The organism is Janthinobacterium sp. 344 (assembly GCF_900112025.1).
In the GTDB taxonomy this organism is placed as follows: domain Bacteria; phylum Pseudomonadota; class Gammaproteobacteria; order Burkholderiales; family Burkholderiaceae_D; genus Janthinobacterium.
In genome coordinates, this window is record NZ_FOKL01000011.1 from 144167 (window position 1) to 162429 (window position 18263).

The 18263-nt window shown below is 66.4% G+C and carries 21 protein-coding genes; 18 read left to right on the forward strand and 3 right to left on the reverse strand.

Features of this window, described 5'->3' with window-relative positions; all coding sequences use genetic code 11:
* The first annotated feature begins 123 nt into the window (after positions 1–123).
* The 5 genes from BM193_RS24515 (at position 124) to BM193_RS28895 (ending at position 2610) form a co-directional block, all read left to right on the forward strand.
* A complete protein-coding gene (locus BM193_RS24515) occupies positions 124–681 on the forward strand; it encodes a winged helix-turn-helix transcriptional regulator (RefSeq protein ID WP_034753667.1) in 558 nt (185 codons plus the stop codon).
* A 153-nt stretch (positions 682–834) separates the two neighbouring features.
* The gene (locus BM193_RS24520) at positions 835–1275 is read left to right on the forward strand and encodes a CHRD domain-containing protein (protein WP_092801802.1); all 441 of its coding nucleotides are present in this window, start codon (positions 835–837) and stop codon (positions 1273–1275) included.
* Between the two features lie 95 nt (positions 1276–1370).
* Complete coding sequence (locus BM193_RS24525) at positions 1371–2324, forward strand: AEC family transporter (protein WP_092802172.1); 954 nt, start codon at positions 1371–1373, stop codon at positions 2322–2324.
* Positions 2321–2467, forward strand: coding sequence for a hypothetical protein (locus BM193_RS28890; RefSeq protein ID WP_175533406.1), 147 nt, complete (start codon positions 2321–2323; stop codon positions 2465–2467). Before BM193_RS24525 ends, BM193_RS28890 begins: the two co-directional genes overlap by 4 nt.
* Positions 2464–2610 carry a hypothetical protein gene (locus tag BM193_RS28895; protein WP_175533406.1) on the forward strand — a complete coding sequence of 49 codons (147 nt, stop codon included), beginning with the start codon at positions 2464–2466 and terminating at the stop codon, positions 2608–2610. Before BM193_RS28890 ends, BM193_RS28895 begins: the two co-directional genes overlap by 4 nt.
* On the opposite strand, the gene BM193_RS24530 is transcribed toward BM193_RS28895, so the two are convergent.
* Positions 2594–3247, reverse strand: a complete 654-nt coding sequence (locus tag BM193_RS24530; RefSeq protein ID WP_092801799.1) for an FMN-binding negative transcriptional regulator — start codon at positions 3245–3247, stop codon at positions 2594–2596. The genes BM193_RS28895 and BM193_RS24530 overlap by 17 nt on opposite strands.
* Positions 3248–3709 carry an OsmC family protein gene (locus BM193_RS24535; protein ID WP_092801796.1) on the reverse strand — a complete coding sequence of 154 codons (462 nt, stop codon included), beginning with the start codon at positions 3707–3709 and terminating at the stop codon, positions 3248–3250.
* A 107-nt stretch (positions 3710–3816) separates the two neighbouring features.
* On the opposite strand from BM193_RS24535, the gene BM193_RS24540 reads away from it, so the two are divergent.
* From BM193_RS24540 to BM193_RS24590, 11 genes are all read left to right on the forward strand, one after another.
* Positions 3817–5298, forward strand: a complete 1482-nt coding sequence (locus tag BM193_RS24540) for a MocR-like pyridoxine biosynthesis transcription factor PdxR (RefSeq protein WP_092801793.1) — start codon at positions 3817–3819, stop codon at positions 5296–5298.
* A 40-nt stretch (positions 5299–5338) separates the two neighbouring features.
* The gene (locus tag BM193_RS24545; RefSeq protein ID WP_092802169.1) at positions 5339–5902 is read left to right on the forward strand and encodes a DNA-3-methyladenine glycosylase I; all 564 of its coding nucleotides are present in this window, start codon (positions 5339–5341) and stop codon (positions 5900–5902) included.
* A gap of 17 nt (positions 5903–5919) precedes the next feature.
* The gene (gene mnmC, locus BM193_RS24550) at positions 5920–7533 is read left to right on the forward strand and encodes an FAD-dependent 5-carboxymethylaminomethyl-2-thiouridine(34) oxidoreductase MnmC1 (protein ID WP_254786402.1); all 1614 of its coding nucleotides are present in this window, start codon (positions 5920–5922) and stop codon (positions 7531–7533) included.
* A gap of 230 nt (positions 7534–7763) precedes the next feature.
* Entirely contained in the window at positions 7764–8261 is a 498-nt protein-coding gene (locus tag BM193_RS24555) for a rhodanese-like domain-containing protein (protein ID WP_092801790.1), read from the forward strand.
* Positions 8262–8280: 19 nt separating this feature from the next.
* Entirely contained in the window at positions 8281–9267 is a 987-nt protein-coding gene (epsC, locus tag BM193_RS24560) for a serine O-acetyltransferase EpsC (protein ID WP_092801787.1), read from the forward strand.
* A gap of 7 nt (positions 9268–9274) precedes the next feature.
* Positions 9275–9499 carry a helix-turn-helix domain-containing protein gene (locus tag BM193_RS24565; protein ID WP_034784364.1) on the forward strand — a complete coding sequence of 75 codons (225 nt, stop codon included), beginning with the start codon at positions 9275–9277 and terminating at the stop codon, positions 9497–9499.
* 103 nt (positions 9500–9602) lie between these two features.
* Positions 9603–10535, forward strand: a complete 933-nt coding sequence (locus BM193_RS24570) for a family 2A encapsulin nanocompartment shell protein (protein ID WP_092801784.1) — start codon at positions 9603–9605, stop codon at positions 10533–10535.
* The gene (locus BM193_RS24575) at positions 10510–12303 is read left to right on the forward strand and encodes a family 2A encapsulin nanocompartment cargo protein cysteine desulfurase (protein ID WP_092801781.1); all 1794 of its coding nucleotides are present in this window, start codon (positions 10510–10512) and stop codon (positions 12301–12303) included. The genes BM193_RS24570 and BM193_RS24575 overlap by 26 nt, the downstream gene beginning before the upstream one ends.
* 172 nt (positions 12304–12475) lie before the next feature.
* Positions 12476–13195 (forward strand): sensor histidine kinase, encoded by a 720-nt coding sequence (locus BM193_RS24580; RefSeq protein ID WP_092801778.1) that lies wholly within the window; start codon positions 12476–12478, stop codon positions 13193–13195.
* Positions 13196–13206: 11 nt separating this feature from the next.
* Positions 13207–14934, forward strand: a complete 1728-nt coding sequence (locus BM193_RS24585; protein WP_092801775.1) for a tetratricopeptide repeat-containing response regulator — start codon at positions 13207–13209, stop codon at positions 14932–14934.
* Positions 14935–14998: 64 nt separating this feature from the next.
* Complete coding sequence (locus tag BM193_RS24590) at positions 14999–15214, forward strand: hypothetical protein (RefSeq protein WP_034753454.1); 216 nt, start codon at positions 14999–15001, stop codon at positions 15212–15214.
* A gap of 21 nt (positions 15215–15235) precedes the next feature.
* On the opposite strand, the gene BM193_RS24595 is transcribed toward BM193_RS24590, so the two are convergent.
* On the reverse strand, positions 15236–15970 hold the full coding sequence (locus tag BM193_RS24595; RefSeq protein WP_092801772.1) for a PhaM family polyhydroxyalkanoate granule multifunctional regulatory protein: 735 nt from the start codon (positions 15968–15970) through the stop codon (positions 15236–15238).
* A gap of 149 nt (positions 15971–16119) precedes the next feature.
* On the opposite strand from BM193_RS24595, the gene BM193_RS24600 reads away from it, so the two are divergent.
* On the forward strand, positions 16120–17238 hold the full coding sequence (locus BM193_RS24600) for a DUF3108 domain-containing protein (protein WP_254786403.1): 1119 nt from the start codon (positions 16120–16122) through the stop codon (positions 17236–17238).
* Positions 17239–18003 carry a DUF3108 domain-containing protein gene (locus tag BM193_RS24605; protein ID WP_092801769.1) on the forward strand — a complete coding sequence of 255 codons (765 nt, stop codon included), beginning with the start codon at positions 17239–17241 and terminating at the stop codon, positions 18001–18003.
* Positions 18004–18263: the final 260 nt, after the last annotated feature.

Consider the following 18263-nt stretch of genomic DNA (forward strand, 5'->3'; position numbering starts at 1 on the left):
GTGTGTATTTTCAAGCCGCCATCATGGGGCGAGCGAAGCTTTCGATTTGATAGTAACTGATGTTTCTGTTGTGCAACTGAATTTTTTTCGATTGTTGTCTTGAATCAACGTGAGGAGATGGTCATGAAACATACCAACTTTAATAATTTGCCTTGCCCGATCGCTCGCAGCCTGGGCAAGGTGGGCGAATGGTGGAGCATCCTCATCCTGCGCGAAGCGTTTTATGGCAAGACGCGCTTCGACGAATTTGAAAAAAGCCTGAAGATCGCGCCCACCATCCTCACGCGCCGGCTGGCCGACCTGGTGGAAGGGGGCCTCATGACGCGCCGCCTGTACTGCGCCAAGCCGCCGCGCTACGACTACGTGCTGACCAAGTCCGGGCGCGCCTTCAAGCCCGTGCTGCTGGCCTTTATCGCCTGGGGCAACGAGAACTTCGCGCCCGAAGGCGCCAGCCTCGTCATCGCCAGCCGCGACACGGGCCTGGCCGCCGACCCGGTGCTGGTCGATGCCACGACAGGCTTGCCCATCAATGACGAGTACTACGCGTTCGCGCCGGGGCCGGCCGCCAGCGACAGCATGCGCAGCATCATCCTCGACGCGGAAAAAAGCAGCGGCATCGCGCCCAAGCCGAAGGCGCCGGCCGCCAACCGGGGCTGGGTGGCGGAAGGCCACCTGGCCTGAAGCGGGGCTGGCGTGCGTCAAGTTTGGCGCAGAGCAAGACGGACGGCACGGCATGGCGTTACTGTCGCACTCAGCAACACAAGTGCGGCGTAGTCCCGGCTGAGCGGGGCATGGCGCCATCCGTGATCCGATGTCCGTTGAAGGAGACCTGCGATGAGTGCATTGCAACGACATGCTTGCCGCGCCGCCACGGTGCTGGCGCTGGCGGCCCTGCTGGGCGCCTGTTCCCATGGGCCGCATCACCCGGGCGACCATGACGTCACCCTGACGGGGGCGCAGGAAGTGCCGGCCAATACCAGCACGGCCAGTGGCAGCAGCAATATCCGCGTGGCGCCAGACCGCAGCGTCACCGGCGGCGTGCGTTACACGGGCCTGGTCGCCACCGTGGCGCACATCCATGAAGCGCCCGTCGGCGCCAACGGCCCCGTCATCGTGCCGCTGGTGCAGACCGCTGCGGGCATGTTTGCCGTGCCCGCCGGCACCGTGCTCACGCCGCCCCAGTATGCGAGCTACCAGGCCGGCAATCTGTACGTGAACGTGCATAGCGCCGCCTATCCGGCCGGCGAGATCCGCGCCCAGCTCAAGCCGAAGTAAGCAGTCCCGTTTTCTCCGAAACCTCCTTGGGCCGCGCGAGCGGCCTTTTTTTGCGCCCGGCGGATGGCGCGCGCGGCGCGCTACAATGGCGCCCCATGCTGACCATCCTTGCCATCACCTTTCCCTTCTTCGCCCTGGTGCTGTGCGGCTACCTGGCCGTGCGGCGCAACTTGTTGCCGCTGGCCGCCATCGGCGGCTTGAACAGTTTCGTGCTGTACTTCGCGCTGCCGTGCATGCTGTACCGCTTCGGCGCCGCCACGCCCATCGCGCAGCTGCTCGACGCCAGCGTCTTCGGCGTGTATCTGCTGTGCGCCCTGATCATGGTCGGCGTCACCACGGCGATGACCCTCAGCCACCGCATCGACTGGAACAACGCGGCCTTCGGCGCGCTGGTGGCGGCGTTCCCGAACACGGGCTTCATGGGCGTGCCGCTGCTGCTGACCTTGCTCGGCCCCCGTTCGTCCGGCCCCGTCATCGTCACCATCGTCGTCGACATGCTCATTACCAGTTCGCTGTGCATCGCCCTGTCGCGCATCGGCAGCGGCGGCGCGCACGGCGGCCGCGCCGCCGTCGTCAACGCGATAAAGGGCATGGCGGGCAACCCGATGCCGTGGGCCATCGTGCTGGGCGCCGTGTCGTCGTGGCTGGAGCTGGCCTTGCCCAAGCCCTTGATGCAGACGGTGGGCCTGCTGGCCGATGCCGCCTCGCCCGTGGCCCTGTTTACCATCGGCGCCGTGCTGGCCCGTTCGCAGATGAGCACGAGCGACCCGGCGCCGCTGGGGGAATATGTGCCGGTGGCGCTGAAAAAGCTGCTGCTGCACCCGCTGCTGGTGTGGGGCATGGGCCACGCGGCCATCGCGCTGGGCGCGCCGCTCGACCCGTTCGCGCTGACCTGCATGGTGCTGGTGGCGTGCCTGCCCAGCGCCAGCAACGTCACCCTGCTGTCCGAGCGCTTCGGGGCAAATACGGCGCGCATCGCCCGCATCATTTTAGTGTCGACGGCGCTGTCGTTTTTGACGTTTTCGGCGGCCGTCAGCTGGCTGGCGTGAGGGGACACTCAACGTCCCGGGGCGCGCCCCGCGCCTTGCGCATCATCGGGAGCACAGCGACGGCGCGCATCGCCCGCATCATCCTCGTCTCGACGGCGCTGTCGTTTTTGACGTTTTCAGCGGCCGTCAGCTGGCTGGCGTGAGGGGACACTCAACGTCCCGGGGCGCGCCCCGCGCCTTGCGCATCATCGGGAGCACAGCGACGGCGCGCATCGCCCGCATCATCCTCGTCTCGACGGCGCTGTCGTTTTTGACATTTTCAGCGGCCGTCAGCTGGCTGGCGTGACGTTGGCGGCGATCAGCGCGCCCAGCGCCCGCGCCGCGCCGGGCTGCTCGTCCAGCGCCAGGCCGTGCGCCATGCTGGCCTGGTCCTGCATGCTGCGGTTCTGCCCCAGCTTCCATTTTCCCGTGAGGCGCGTGAGGGGAATTTCGATGCCGACGATGGCTTTCAGCATGTTGTCGATATAGTCGGCCGGCGCGTCGGCCACCTGCCACGGCGCGGCTTGATCTGCCTCATGGCGCGCCGTCAGCCGCTCCACCAGCCCCCGCAGCCACGCCGCATCGTCGATGGCGCGCAGGGGGCCGTGCGCATGCACGACGGCGTAGTTGAAGGTGGGGACTTCCTTGCCGCTGCGCTGCTTCTCCGCATACCAGGCGGGCGTGATGTAGGCGTGCGGCCCCTGGAAAATCACCAGTGCGTCATCGCTGCCGCCGGCCGCGCGCCACAGCGGGTTGGCGCGCGCCACGTGGGCGCGCAGGATGCCGAACGGGGCGTCAAGCGTGGGCGCGGCGATCTCGAACGGCAGATGGTCGGCGCACAGGCCATCCTGGCCGTGGCGCACCAGCGCGCCCAGCGGATGGGCGGCCATCAGGCCATGCAGCACCGCGAGGCGCTCTTCGCGGAAGGTGGCGGGCGTGTACATTCAGTGGGCTCCTTGCACGACGACGTCGGCCGTCAGCGAATTGGCGATATAGCAGCGCGCGTGCGCGTCGTGGTGCAGGGCGGCCAGCGCCTCGGGCGAGGGCGGCGTTCCCGCAAACGCGATGCGCGGGCGCAGCACGATGCGCGTCATGGCCAGGCGGCCTTGTGCATTCTTGCCCAGTTCGCCGACGGCCTCGTCGCGGTAGTCATCGATGACGTAGCCGCGCTGCGCCGCCAGCGACAGGAAGAACAGCATGTGGCAGCTGGACGTGGCGGCCACCAGTGCCTCTTCCGGATCGACGTTGGCGGCCACCGACATGGGCAGCGGCACGGACAATGGCGACGACGAGGCGGGCACCGTCAGGCCGCCGTCGAATTGCCAGGCGTGGCCGCGGCTGTAGCGCTGGCCCGTGAAATCCTGGCCGTCGCGCTGCCAGGCCACGGTGGCGAAAAACTGCTGCATGCGGGCTCCATGATGGGGGGAATCGGATCACCATCTTAATCGCCATCTTGGCTATTTAAAACAGCCAATAAGTGCTATCTTGAGACTACCAATACAAGAGCTTTCCCATGCCAGCTTCCCACGTCAACCAGATCCTCGTCGCCTTGCCGCTGCAGCGCGGTGCCAGCGAACCGCTGTTCCGCCAGCTGTATGGCGCCATCAAGGCGGCCATCCTCGATGGGCGCATGAGTCCAGGCATGCGGCTGCCGCCCACGCGCGAGTTTTGCCGCCTGCTGGGCGTGTCGCGCCAGACCGTGCTCAATGCATATGCGCAGCTGGCGGCCGAAGGCTACCTCGATGGCGCCGTGGGGCGCGGCACCTTCATCAGCCGCGATGTTCCCCTGTCCGCACCGCCCGCCGCCGGCGCGCCCGGCTTGCTGCGGCCCCTGTCCGTGCGCGGGCAGGGCGTGGTGGCGGCCATGCGGCAGGTGGCGTTTCACCGGGGACCGCTGCGCGCCTTCCGCGTCGGCATGCCGCGCATCGACCATTTTCCGTTCGACGTGTGGAACCGCCTGGAAGCGCGGCGCTGGCGCCGCCCCGACCACCAGTTCGGCTACAGCGACCCGGCCGGTTATCTGCCGCTGCGCGAGCTGCTGTGCGTGTACCTGAAGGCCTCGCGCGGCATCCACTGCACGCCGCGGCAGATCGTCATCACCTCCGGCTCGCAGCAGGCGCTGTTCCTGCTCTCGACCATTTTGCTGGCGCCGGGCGATTCGGCCTGGATGGAGTCGCCCGGCTACCGGGGCGCCAGCGGCCCCCTGCGCGCGGCTGGCGCCAAGGTCTTTCCCGTGCCCGTCGATGCGCAGGGGCTGGACGTGGCCTACGGCGTGGCGCACTGCCCGCAGGCGAAGCTGGCCTACGTGACGCCGTCGCACCAGATGCCGCTGGGCGTGAGCATGAGCCTGCCGCGCCGCCTGGCGTTGCTGGCCTGGGCCGCGCGCAACAAGGCATGGGTGGTGGAAGACGATTACGACAGCGAATACCGCTACACGGGCGCGCCGCTGGCCTCCCTGCAAAGCCTGGACCGCGACGGTTGCGTGGTCTACGTGGGCACCCTGTCGAAAGTGCTGTTCCCGGGCCTGCGCCTGGGCTACATGGTGGCGCCGCCCGCGCTGGCCGAGGCGCTGGTGCAGGCCAAGGCCGTGATGGACCGGCATACGGCCATCGTGCCGCAGATGGCGCTGGCCGACTTCATCGCCGAGGGACACTTCGGCCGGCATATCCGCCGCACGCGCGACAGCAATGCCGAGCGGTGCGATGCGCTGGTGCGCGGCATCGCGCGCGAACTCGATGACCAGCTGGCATGCGGCCCGGCCGACAGCGGCCTGGATCTGTGCGCGTATTTCCGCCGCGAGCATGATGAGGAAACGGTGTCGCGCGCGGGACTGGAGCGCGGCATCGAACTGCGCCCGCTGGGCCACTATGCCGATCCGCTGGCGGGGCCGGCATGCATCGCGCCGCCGGGGCTGTTGCTGGGCTTTGCCGCCATTCCCCCTGCCGAGATGGCGCACGGCTTGCAGGAACTGGGGCGTATCCTGCGCGCCCGATAAACTATACTGGCACTTGCCTGCACACGAAGACTCCATGACCATGAATACGACCCGCTGCTCCTGGGCCAATCCGGCCAATCCCCGCTACCTTGACTACCACGATACGGAGTGGGGCGTGCCCTGCCACGACGAGCGGCGCCTGTTCGAGATGCTGAACCTGGAAGGGGCGCAGGCGGGCCTGAGCTGGGAAACCATCCTCAACAAGCGCGAGACCTACCGCGCCGCCTTCGACGGCTGGGATGCGGAAAAGATCGCCGCATACGGCCCGGAGAAGGTGGCGCAGCTGCTGGCGGACCCCGGCATCGTGCGCAACCGCCTGAAGGTGGCGGCCGCCATCACGAATGCGCAAGCGTATCTGCGCCTGCGCGCGGAAGGGCAGACCCTGGACAGCTTCCTGTGGGCGTATGTCGATGGCCAGCCCATCGTCAACAGCTGGCAGCCGGGCGAATTCCCCGCCAAGACGGCCCTGTCGGACCGGCTGTCGAAAGACTTGCTCAAGCGGGGCTTCAAGTTTGTCGGCTCGACCATCATCTATGCCTATATGCAGGGCATCGGCATGGTCAACGACCACGCGCCCGCCTGCTTTTGCCGCGCGGGGCGATGATGCGCCAGGTGCTGGTCATGCTGGACACGGATTTCGACGGCGCGCGCTTTCACGCCGCCTGTGCCGCGCATGGCGGGCGCCGCCTGCATTACATCGCGCTGGCGCCGCGTCCCGTCGATGCCAGCCATTTGCCGGACGAGTGGCGCCGGCAATGGCCGCCCTGCGTGCCGGGCCTGCACCGCATGGCCTCGCGCGATGGCATGGTCACGCTCGATGTGCTGATCGGCGAGCCGGACGCTTGCCTGGCGCAGCTGTCGGCCGACGTCGATGAAGTGCACCTGGCGTGGGTGCCTGCGGCGGTGACGCAGCTGGCGCGGCTGCTGGTGGACGGCGCCCGGCTGCATGCCGTGCACCTGGACGAGGCGCAGCGCGCGGCCCTGCAACAGCACGGTTTTGTGTTTGACGAAAGCCGCCTGCGCGCCGTGTTTTATGCGCGGCAGGGAACGCGCGTTGCGGCCTGCGCGCCCGAGCGGCGCGCCATCGTCATCGGCGCGGGCGTGGCCGGCGCCGCCGCCTGCGAACGCCTGGCCGCGCGCGGCTGGAAAGTGACCCTGATCGAACGCCATGCGCAGCCGGCCGGCGAAGCGTCGGGCAACCTGGCCGGCATCTTCATGCCGCTGCTGTCGAAGGATGACAATATCGCCACGCGCCTGGTGCGTGCCGCCTACCTGTATTCGCTACGCCGCTGGCAAGACCTGGGCGGCATCGGCGCCGCCGTCGAGGGTGCGCAATGCGGCGTGCTGCACCTGTCGCGCGATGCCGCGCATGCGCAGGTGCAGCGGCAGATCGCCGCCAGCGGCATGTATCCGCCGGAATTTGCGCGCTGGCTCGAAGCGCCGGAAGCGGCCGCCATGCTGGGCGCGCCGGCGCCCGATGGCGCCTGGTGGTTCGCGCAAGGCGGCTGGGCGCGACCGTCTTCCGTCTGCGCGGCCATGCTCGATGCCTGCGGCCCTTTACTGACGCGGCGCTTTTCCAGCAGCGCCCTGCGCCTCGAGCGCCTGGAGGATGAATGGCTGGTGCGCGATGCGCAAGGCGCATTGATCGCGGCGGCGCCCACGGTGATCCTGGCCGCCGGCACGGGCGCCGTGCAGTTCGAGCAGGCGGCCGGCCTGCCGCTGGGCGCCGTGCGGGGACAGGTCACGCATCTGCCGCCAGATTTACTGCCCGCCGTGCCGTTTGTCGTCTGCCGCGAAGCCTACATGACGCCGGCGCATGCGGGCGTCGTCTGCGTCGGCGCCACCTATGATGCGGATGACGACAGCACCGTGCGGGCGGCCAGCCAGCACGACAATATCGCGAAGGTCGCCGACATCCTCGCCGTGCCCGCGTTTGCCGCGCCGCTGGCCGGGCGCACGGGCTTTCGCTGCATGGCGCCGGACCGCATGCCGCTGGCGGGCGCCTTGCCCGACCCGGGCGTGCCGGGGCGCTGCGAGCGCCTGCGCGACGTGCCGCGCTGGCCCGGCCTGCATGGCTTGCTCGGCTACGCTTCGCGCGGCCTGATCTGGGCGCCGCTGGCGGCCGAGCTGCTGGCGTGCCAGCTGGAAGGCGAGCCGCTGCCGCTGGAACGTCAGTTGGCCGAGGCGCTCGACCCTGCGCGATTTTTACTGCGCGAACGCCGCCGCGCTGGTTGAGCGTTGGCGCAGAGCATGCGAGGACTGGGGTCAGACCCCCAACACAGCTGACGCAAACCCTGGCGCCAACGCGCGTGAGGGTCTGACCCCATATGCGGACGCTCCGCGCGTAGTCCCCATATCTGTTTTTCAGCTTTCCAAACTCTTTTTAATTTGTTTTCCGAACAACATAAGTTCGCTACAGTGGACGTGTGCTGGTTTTTGACGACGACGTAAAAAGAGGTGGAAAGATGGCTGCTGCAGAACTGGTTTTCGATCCCCGCGCCGCGCACGGCGAGGCGGCGTTTGACGAAGTACTCCATCTCGCGCGCACGCGGGCGCAGGCGCAGGGCTTGCCGTATGCGGGCATCGTCAGCGCGCAGGATGCGTGGCAACTGGTGCAGGCCGGCAAAGCGCAATTGGTTGACGTGCGCACCAACGAGGAGCGCATTTTTGTCGGCCATGTGCCGCAGTCGCTGCACGTGGCGTGGGCCACCGGCACGGCCATGAACCGCAATCCCCGCTTCGTGCGCGAACTGGAGGCGAAGGTGGGCGGCAAGGCGGCCGTGGTGGTGCTGCTGTGCCGCAGCGGCAAGCGCTCGGCGCTGGCCGCCGAAGCGGCGGCCAAGGCAGGCTTTACGCACGTCTTCAATATCGCACAAGGCTTCGAGGGCGACCTCGACGAGCAGCAGCAGCGCGGCCATAGCGGCGGCTGGCGCTGGCATGCGCTGCCCTGGCTGCAAGACTAACCCACCCTTCAGGACCACCATGAACCAGCGTGCCTTGCCTTCCGCCTCCCTTGCCGCGCAGCCGCAATGGGAACTGCACCAGATCGTCGATGAATTGCGCGCCGTGCGCGAACGCTGGCGCGACGGCTTACTGCGCCACCAGGAGTGCGGCGCGCGCGAATTCCCGTCGCGCCAGCACCTGCGCGACATCGTCACCGCCCTGTGCGCGGCCCTGTTTCCCATGCGTCTGGGGCCGCTGGACCTGCAGCAGGAGAGCGAGGATTTTTTTGTCGGCCATACGCTCGACACGACCTTGACAGGCTTGCACGAACAGGTGCGGCGCGAACTCAGTTACCACGCGCGCCAGCACGGCTTGCAGCAGACGGTGTCCATCGAACAGCAGGCGCTGGCCATCGTGCAGCGCTTCGCCCGCGCGCTGCCGCGCATCCGCGCCCAGCTCGACACGGACGTGGCGGCCGCCTTCCATGGCGACCCGGCCGCGCACAGCGTCGATGAAGTGCTGCTGTGCTATCCGGGCATCCTGGCCATCATCCATTACCGCCTGGCGCACACCCTGTATGCGCTGGGCGCGCCGCTGGTGGCGCGCATCATCGCCGAAGTGGCACATTCGCAGACGGGCATCGACATCCATCCGGGTGCCGTCATCGGGTCGAGTTTTTTCATCGACCATGGCACCGGCGTGGTGATCGGCGAGACGGCCATCATCGGGGAACGGGTGCGCATCTACCAGGCCGTCACCCTGGGCGCCAAGCGCTTTCCCGCAGGCGACGATGGCGTGCTGAAAAAGGGACTGGCGCGCCATCCCATCGTGCAGGACGACGTGGTGATTTACGCTGGCGCGACGATACTGGGACGGGTGACCATCGGCCAGGGCTCCGTCATCGGCGGCAACGTCTGGCTGACCCGTAACGTGGCGCCCGGCAGCAACATCACGCAAGCCCACAACCAGCAGGACGCAGCCGAGCCGCAAGCAGCATTCCACCCCGCTTTTGCCCATCACCCGTGAGGACCGCATGTTGATCAAACAGTTTGGCCTGGCCGTGCGCCAGTTGCGCGAAGGGCATGGCTGGTCGCAGGAGCGGCTGGCCGAAGCGGCCGACTTGAACCGCTCCTTCATTGGCGAAATCGAACGGGGCGCCGCCACGCCGTCGCTGCTGACGGTGGAAAAACTGGCCGGCGCATTGGGCATCGGCCTGGCCGGCCTGATGGCCCGCTGCGAACCGGAACTGGTCGATTAATGCCGGCCTGGTGGCGATAGCATGTTGAGGGAAGAGGGGAGACATCCGATACTTTATTTGTTTTCCAGATAAGCATACTCACTTTTCTCATTAGGAGTCGTTGATGGCCGAAGCAACCCCCGATAGCCAGTTTGCGCTGGGCGATAACGCCGCGCGCCAGCTGGCCAATGCCAGCAAGAGCGTTCCCCAGCTGTCCACCATCACGCCGCGCTGGCTGGTGCACCTGCTGCAGTGGCTGCCCGTGGAAGCGGGTATCTACCGCCTGAACCGCGTGAAAAATCCGAAGGACGTGCGCGTGGCCTGCTCGCAGCGCGACGAGTCCGAACTGCCGCAAACCTTCGTCGACTACGACGAGCAGCCGCGCGAATATTTCCTCAATGCCGTCAGCACGGTGCTTGACGTGCACACGCGCGTGTCGGACCTGTACAGCAGCCCGCACGACCAGATCAAGGAGCAGCTGCGCCTGACCATCGAGACGATCAAGGAGCGCCAGGAAAGCGAATTGATCAATAATCCCGATTACGGCCTGCTGGCCAGCGTGCACGACGACCAGCGCATCTTTACCCTGACGGGCGCGCCCACGCCGGACGACCTCGACGAGCTGCTGACAAAAGTGTGGAAGGAGCCGGGCTTCTTCCTCGCCCACCCGCTGGCCATTGCCGCCTTTGGCCGCGAATGCACGCGCCGCGGCGTGCCGCCGCCGACCGTCAGCCTGTTCGGTTCGCAATTCCTCACCTGGCGCGGCGTGCCGCTGGTGCCATCCGATAAACTGCCCATCGAAGACGGCAAGACGAAAATCATCCTGCTGCGCGCGGGCGAGCAGCGCCAGGGCGTGATCGGCCTGTTCCAGCCTGGCCTGGCGGGCGAGCAAAGCCCGGGCCTGTCCGTGCGCTTCATGGGCATCAACCGCCACGCGATTTCGTCCTATCTGATTTCGCTGTATTGCTCGCTGGCCGTGCTGACGGACGATGCGCTGGCCGTACTGGAAGACGTGGAGATCGGTAAATACCATGACTACCCAGACACCTACAAGTGATGGCGCGGCGGCCCTGCCGCCGTCCTCCTTGCTGCCCGACGAAGCGACCCTGAACCGCCTGGCCGGCGAATTCTTTGCCCGTTTGCCGACGCTTGACAAGTCGCCCAGCCTCGGCGGCTCGGGCAGCGTGCTTGATGCGGCGCCCCGCTACGCGCATCGCGCGCCGCCGCAGCTGGGACCATCGTTCGCCGCCATCGCCCCCGGCGTGGCGACGGCGCAGGTGCCGCCCGTGACGGCGCCACTGGAAGCGCCGATTGCGCCGGCGCCCGCCTCGGTGCCCACGCCGCGCGCATCCAGCGTCGCCGCGCCGTCGCCGTACTATTTTATCGGCGGCGCGCATGGCTATCCCGCGTCACCAGGCAAGCTCGATGGCCTGGCGCAGCAGGGCCTGGGACAAACGGCAGCGGATGATTTGCGGGGCCTGTTCGCCACGCCGCAGCGCACGCCCGCGCGCCAGCTGCCCGCATCGCCGGCTGACAGCCAGCCCGCGTTCTATTTCCAGACCGAGCTGCCTGCGGCGGCGCGGCCCGGCCTGCAGCAAGCGCCGGCGCCATTCGACGTGCACGCCGTGCGGCGCGACTTTCCCGTGCTGGCCGAGCGGGTCAACGGCAAGCCGCTGGCCTGGTTCGACAATGCGGCCACCACGCACAAGCCGCAGTCGGTGATCGACCGCATCGCGTACTTTTATGCGCACGAGAATTCGAACATCCACCGCGCCGCGCACGCGCTGGCGGCGCGCGCCAGCGACGCGTACGAGGCCGCACGCGCCAAGGTGGCCAGCTTCCTGGGCGCCGCCTCGGCCAATGAAATCATTTTTGTGCGCGGCGCCACGGAAGGCATCAATTTGATCGCCAACACCTTCGGGCGCAAGTACATCGGCAGCGGCGACGAGATCATCGTCTCGCAGCTGGAGCACCATGCCAACATCGTGCCGTGGCAGCAGCTGGCGGCGGAAAAGGGCGCGACGCTGCGCGTGATACCCGTCGACGACAGCGGGCAGATCCTCCTCGACGAATTCCGCAAGCTGCTCAACGGGCGCACGAAACTGGTGTCGGTGACGCAGGTGTCGAATGCGCTGGGCACGGTGACACCGGTGGCGCAGATCATCGCGCTGGCGCATGCGGCCGGCGTGCGCGTGCTGGTCGATGGCGCGCAGGCCGTGTCGCACCTGCGCGTGGACGTGCAGGCGCTGGGCGCCGATTTTTACGTGTTCTCGGGGCATAAGGTGTTCGGCCCGACGGGCATCGGCGCCGTGTATGGCAAGGCGGACTTGCTGGAGCAATTGCCGCCGTGGCAGGGCGGCGGCAACATGATCGCCGACGTCACGTTCGAGCGCACCGTTTACCAGGGCGTGCCGAACCGTTTCGAGGCGGGCACGGGCAATATCGCCGATGCCGTGGGCCTGGGTGCGGCCATCGATTACGTAGCACGCATCGGCCTGGAAAACATCGCCGCCTACGAGCACGCGCTGCTCGACTACGCCACGCAGCAGCTGCAAGCCATACCCGGCGTGCGCCTGATCGGCACGGCGTTTGAAAAGGCGAGCGTGGCTTCCTTTGTTCTGGCCGGCTATGCGCCGGCGGAAGTGGGAAGTGCCCTGAACGACGAGGGCATCGCCGTGCGCTCGGGCCACCATTGCGCCCAGCCTATCCTGCGCCGCTTCGGCGTGGAAGCGACCGTGCGTCCCTCGTTCGCCTTCTACAATACGTATGAGGAAATCGACCGCATGATCGTCGTGGTGAAACGCCTGGCGGGCGCGCGCCGCTGAGCTGGTTGGCTTGACAAGCGGATGCCGCCCCTGCGCCAGCGGGGGCGGCATTGTTGCGTCATGTCACGGACTTTGCGCGTGGCTGGCAGGCGCCCGCAGGCTGGCGGTATAATTTATCCTTGGCAATATTCAAGCCGCGGCGCCGTGCCGCCGGCGCCCGAGGAGATATCTGGTGGAAGATCAACACAGCTCGCCCGAGCTTTTCCTGTTCCTGGCGTCGACCGTGCACGACATGAAAAATTCGATCAGCGTGGTCAGCGGCACGCTGGAATCGCTGCTGGCGGCCGAGCAGGCCAAGGCCGCGCCCCAGGCGGACCCCGCCTACCTGCAGATGGCGCAGATGCTGTACCAGACCAAGCGCCTCAACGATAACCTGATCCAGCTGCTGGCCCTGTACAAGGAAGTGGGCAAGCCCGGCTACCCGTTCGACGTGCGGCCGCAATTGGTGGGCCAGGTCATCGATCAGGTGGTGGACCAGGAAAAAATCCTGCTGGCCTCGAAGGGCATTCGCCTGGAGACGGCCTGTCCGCCGGAGCTGATCTGGACGCTCGACGAAGACCTCGTCATCGGCGTGCTGGCGCATGCCATCAACAATGCCATCCGCTATACGCGCGACACGATCCGCCTGTCGGTGCGGGAGCACGAGGGCATGCTGGAGCTGCGCGTGGAAGACAATGGCGAAGGCTATACGCAAGCCTTGCTCGACGCGGGCAGCGCGGCCATGGATGGCATGGCGGCCGGCGTGAACTTTTCCACCAACAGCACGGGCCTGGGTCTGTATTTTTCCAGCGAAGTGGCAAAGATGCACAAGCACCGGGGGCAGGGCGGCAGCATCGCGCTGGAAAATGGCGGCGCCCTGGGCGGCGGCTGCTTCATCCTGCGCCTGCCCTGAGCGAGGACACCATGACCGACAGCCACGCCACCGCCGCCGAAGCGGGCAGCACCGACTGGGCCGACAAGCATTATCTGCTGGTCGACGACTTCATCGGCATCCGCATCCTGCTGCGCGAATCGCTGCGCAACCTGGGCGCGCGCCACATCGACCAGGCGGCCAGCGGCGGCGAAGCCATGAAGCTGCTGGCCAAGACGCGCTACGACGTGGTGCTGTGCGACTACAACCTGGGCGAAGGCAAGAACGGCCAGCAAGTGCTGGAAGAGACGCGCGTGCGCAACCTGACGGCGCCGTCCAGCGTGTGGCTGATGGTCTCGGCCGAGAAGAGCGTGGAGTCGGTGATGGGCGCGGCCGAGCACCAGCCCGACGCCTACCTGATCAAGCCCATCACGGAAGGCGTGCTGCTGACGCGCCTGAACCGCGTGTGGCACAAGAAGCAGGTGTTCCGCGAAATCGACCAGGCCTGCATGGAAAAGGATTATCTGCGCGCGGCCAGGCTGTGCGACGCGCAGATCGAGGTCAACAAGCTGCACGAGCTGGAACTGCTGCGCATGAAGGCCAGTTTGCTGCTGAAGAGCGGCGAGCCGGAAAAGGCCCGCGCCGTGTATGAAAAAGTGCTGGCCGACCGCGATTACAGCTGGGCCAGGGCGGGCCTGGGCAAGATCCGCATGAATAACGGCGAGCACGAGGCGGCGCGGCAGATCTTCCAGGGCGTGATCGTCGAGAACAAGTACTACATCGACGCCTACGACCAGATGGCCGTCGCCTATCAGCTGATGGGCCAGCATGAGGAAGCCTGCGGCGTGCTGGAAAAGGCGGCGCGCCTGTCGCCCAATTCCGTGCCGCGCCAGCGCAACCTGGGCCAGGCGGCGCTCCGCATCGGCAATGTGGGCATGGCGGAAAAGGCCTTCCGCAAATGCATTTCCATCGGCGAGTTTTCCGTCATGAAGACGCCGGACGCCTACCTGGGCCTGGCGCGCGTGTGCGGCCTGAAAAAGGATGCCAAGGAGGCACTGCAGTGGCTGCTGCTGGCGCAGCGCGAATTCTCGCCCGAGCAGATCGGCTTGCGGGCGAAGATCACGGAAGGCATGGTGCACCACGAAACGGGCGACTACCGGCGCGCGCGCAAATGCGGCGACGAACTGGAAGCCATGCTGGTCGAGGACCCGGCGCGGCCCGAGAAAAATATCTGCATGGAACTGGCGACCCTGCTGTTCGCCGTCGGCGTGAAGGATGCGCCGGCCGGCCTGCTGTGCTACGTGGTGAAGAACAACCACGACAACCAGGTGGTGCAGGACGAGGTGCAAAAGATCTTCGACAAGGCGAAGATGGGCGACGAGGGCACGAGCCTGATCATCGCCGCGCGCAAGGAAGCGTCGGACTTGATGAACAAGGGCGTGCTGCTGTGGAAGACGGACAAGCTCAACGAAGCGGTGGCCTGGATGCGCACGGCGCGCGAAAAGCTGCCGAACAACCTGCGCATCCTGTTCAATTCGGCGCAAATCATCGTCTCTTTCCTGCAGCAGCGTGGCTACCAGGCGGACTTGGCGGCCGAAGCCATGGAAGTGTTGTTGTATGTAGACAAAATTGCACCAGGACAGCAGCGCTTTGCCCAATTGATGGAGCAACTGGTGCAGTTGACGCCCCCCGCGGAGCCGGAAGCGGTGGCCGTGGTACTGGAAAAAGCCCCGCCCGCGCCGGAAAAAGGGGGAAAAGTCGTGCGCCAGCGTGCCGGATGATAAACTAGGGGCCAGCGTGGGTTCGCCTGCGCTTGAGTTGCTTTACAACAATAAGGAAGAAACTATGCGTGATGTGGTCAATGAAGTATACAAAAAAATGAAAGTCGGCGCCGTTGCCTGGGTACGCCCGGTGGCCGCCAAGGGAGACACGCTGGAAACATTCCAGTCTTCGTACGAGCACGCCAAGGCGCTGGCCGACGAAGGCCTGATCACGATCGGTGACGTTAAACGCCAGGCCGACAATCAGATCGAGGCGATCCGCATTCATCGTATCGCCTGATCATATCGCCTCTCAGGGCCGTCAGGATTTGCCTGGCGCCTTGGACTTGGGTGCCGCGCGCTTTGCCGGCGCCTTGCGCAGCGGGGCCTTGGCCTTGGCTGCCGTGCCTGCGTCTGCCGGCTTGGCGGACTTGCCGGCCGCTGGCTTGGCCGTCGCGCCCGCCGTTCCGCCGCCAAAACCGGCCGCTGCCGCACTGGCCGCATCAGGCGACATCGCCGTCGACACCGCCTGTTTGAACTGATCTTGTAACAAATTCCACCAAGCACTCGGATTGGCCAGCTGGGCTGCCGCATGGCCGCCGGCGTCGGCGGGCACCGCCGCAGGGGCCGCTGCCGGTTCCGGTGCGGGAGCCGGTGCAGGTTTCGCCTCAGGCGCTGGCGCAGCTGGCGCCGCCTGCTGGAAAAACGCGGAGGCATACGGCACGGATTCGAACAGCGACTTGTCGCTGGCGCCGGGCTGGGTGATGGCGGCCGCCAGGGAAGCGCCCATCGATTTCAGGGTGGCGATGGTGCCACGCTGTACTTCCAGGGCCTGGATACTGCCGCGCAGCATGCTGGTATTGAGGTTCAGCCACGCTTCGACGGCTTTCAGGTCGTTGATCTTCTTGTCCAGCTCTTCGACCGACATGGTGGGCGCCGTGATGCCGGGCACGCCCATGCCAGGCACGCTCATGCTGCCCCACAGGTTCTTGACGAAGTCGAGCGTATCGGTCACAACTGCTGCGCCCGGCATTTGGGGCATTTGCGGGTTTGCCATGCGAAATCTCCTGGTAGATGGATAGGCCTAGCGTAGCAGATATCAGCTTGCAACTGACGCAAGCGCGCGAACATTTTCTTACATAAAACATCAGAAGTTGAGCACGGGCAAGAAGCAGAGAAGGGGGCGAAAGCGTTACACTACGCCTCATGATGCCCGCTTCCTTCTTTTCCTCGCCACGCCGCCGCACCGTCGTCTTCGTCGCGGTGATCGGCGCGCTGCATTACATGGCGCTGGAATGGCTCACGTCGCGTGCCAGCATGGTGCCGCTACGGCCGGACGGCGCGCAGGTGGTCAGCATGGCCCTGCTTGCCGCACCGCCCGAGCCACAGCCTTTGCCGGTGCCACCGCCACCGCCCGAGCTGCCCGTGCCCAAGCCCAGGCTGCCGCCACCGCCGCCGCTGACGGACTTGCCGTCGAGCGAGTCGGCGCAGTTGACGGCGCCGGCCAGCGAGGCGCCGCCAGGGCCGGTGACGCCGGCCCCGCCAGCGGCGGGCGCGCCCGCCATCACGGCGCCGGCCCCGGCCGTGGCGGAAGTTCCCGCGCCGGCGCCCGCACCGCCGCCACCGGCCGTCGAACAGGCGCGGCGCTACAAGACGAATGCGCCTGCCTCGGCCCAGTTCGACCTGCACGTGGACCGGCGTGACGCGGATGGCACCAAGTGGCAGGGCGTGGCCTCCATGGCATGGGATAACCAGGGCGCTACGTATCAGCTGAAACTGGAAGTGGGCTTGAGCATGCTGATCACGCGCATCAACCTGCTGGTGCTGACCAGCGAGGGGCTGATCGATGGCACGGGCATCGTGCCCGTCACGGCCACGGAGAAGCGCAAGGGCCGCGCGCAAACGGCCACGCATTTCAACCGTGATAGCAAGCTCATCACGTTTTCGGCCACGACGGCCACGGCGCCCTGGCAGGAGGGGGCGCAGGACAAGGCCAGCGTGCCGTTCCAGCTGGCCGCCATCGGCCGCGCCGACGTCAACCAGCTGGCTGGCAATATCGATATCCTCGTCGGCGAGGAAAAGGAAGCGACCGTGTTCCGCTTCCAGCTGGTGGGCGAGGAAGAACTCGATACCCGGATGGGCCGCCTGGTGACGTGGCATGTGCGCCGGCCGCCCAAGCCGGGCACGTATTCGTCGCAGCTCGATATCTGGCTGGCGCCATCGATGCAGTGGTATCCGGTACAAATACGCAATACTGAGGCGAGCGGGGCTTTGACCACGCAAACCGTCACGAAGATCTCCGTCAATGACGCAACAGGAAAATAAATGATGACTCTGACTACCTTGAAACACTTGCTGGCCGCTGGCGTGCTGGCCGCCACCCTGACTCCCGCCATGGCCGACGCGCCTGTCGACCACCCCGTCATCAAGCGCCCGTACAAGCTGGCGCCTTCGGCCGACCTCGTCTATTCGATCAAGGCCAAGCAGCGCGGCATCGGCCTGTCCGGCGAATCCGTCAGCAACTGGCGCGTGGGCGATGGCAAGTATTCGCTGCTGGCCGAAACCAAGGCGGCTCTGTTCGGCAAGATCCTCGAGCAGCGCAGCGAAGGAACTGTGGACGAATATGGCCTGGCGCCCGCGCAATTCGTGGAAAAGCGCTTCCGCAAGGATGCCGTCACGACCAACTTCAAGCGCGACAGCAAGACCATCGTCTTTGGCGAAGGCGATGAAACGTATCCGCTGAAAGGCGGCGAACAGGACCGCAACAGCGCCGTCTGGCAACTGGCCAGCGTGGCGCGCGCCGCACCCGAGAAATTCGTCCCCGGCTCGGAATGGGCCTTCTTTGTGGCCGGCGCGCACGATGCCGAGCCGTGGGTCTTCAAGGTCGTCAAGGAGGAATCCGTGTCCACGGGCATGGGCGACGTGGCCGCCATCCACCTGGTCAAGGCGCCGCCGCCGGACAAGAAAGGCCAGCAAGTGGACCTGTGGCTGGCGCCGTCGCTGGAATGGTATCCCGTCAAGGTGACATTCGCCGACGCGGACGGTGGCGATTACGTCGAGCAAACCTTGCAGAAGATCGTCAAGAAGTAAGCGCTTGCCAATGGTTTTTGTATCAAGTTGCCAACCCGGATGCAAAAACCGGGGTCGGACCCTGAGGGGGCATGCGCCCGGCGGGGGGGCAGGCCGATTCAGCAGGAACCGACGGTCTTCGCCATTGGGGTTTCCGTCAATACAACACTCGGCAACCTGACTGCCCGCAGGCTGTCCTCCCACGCGCTAAATTGCATGTCAGAACTGATATACTGACGCCCCCGCCCCGCAGCGCCGCGTTAGCCCGCTGCGCCGCCCGC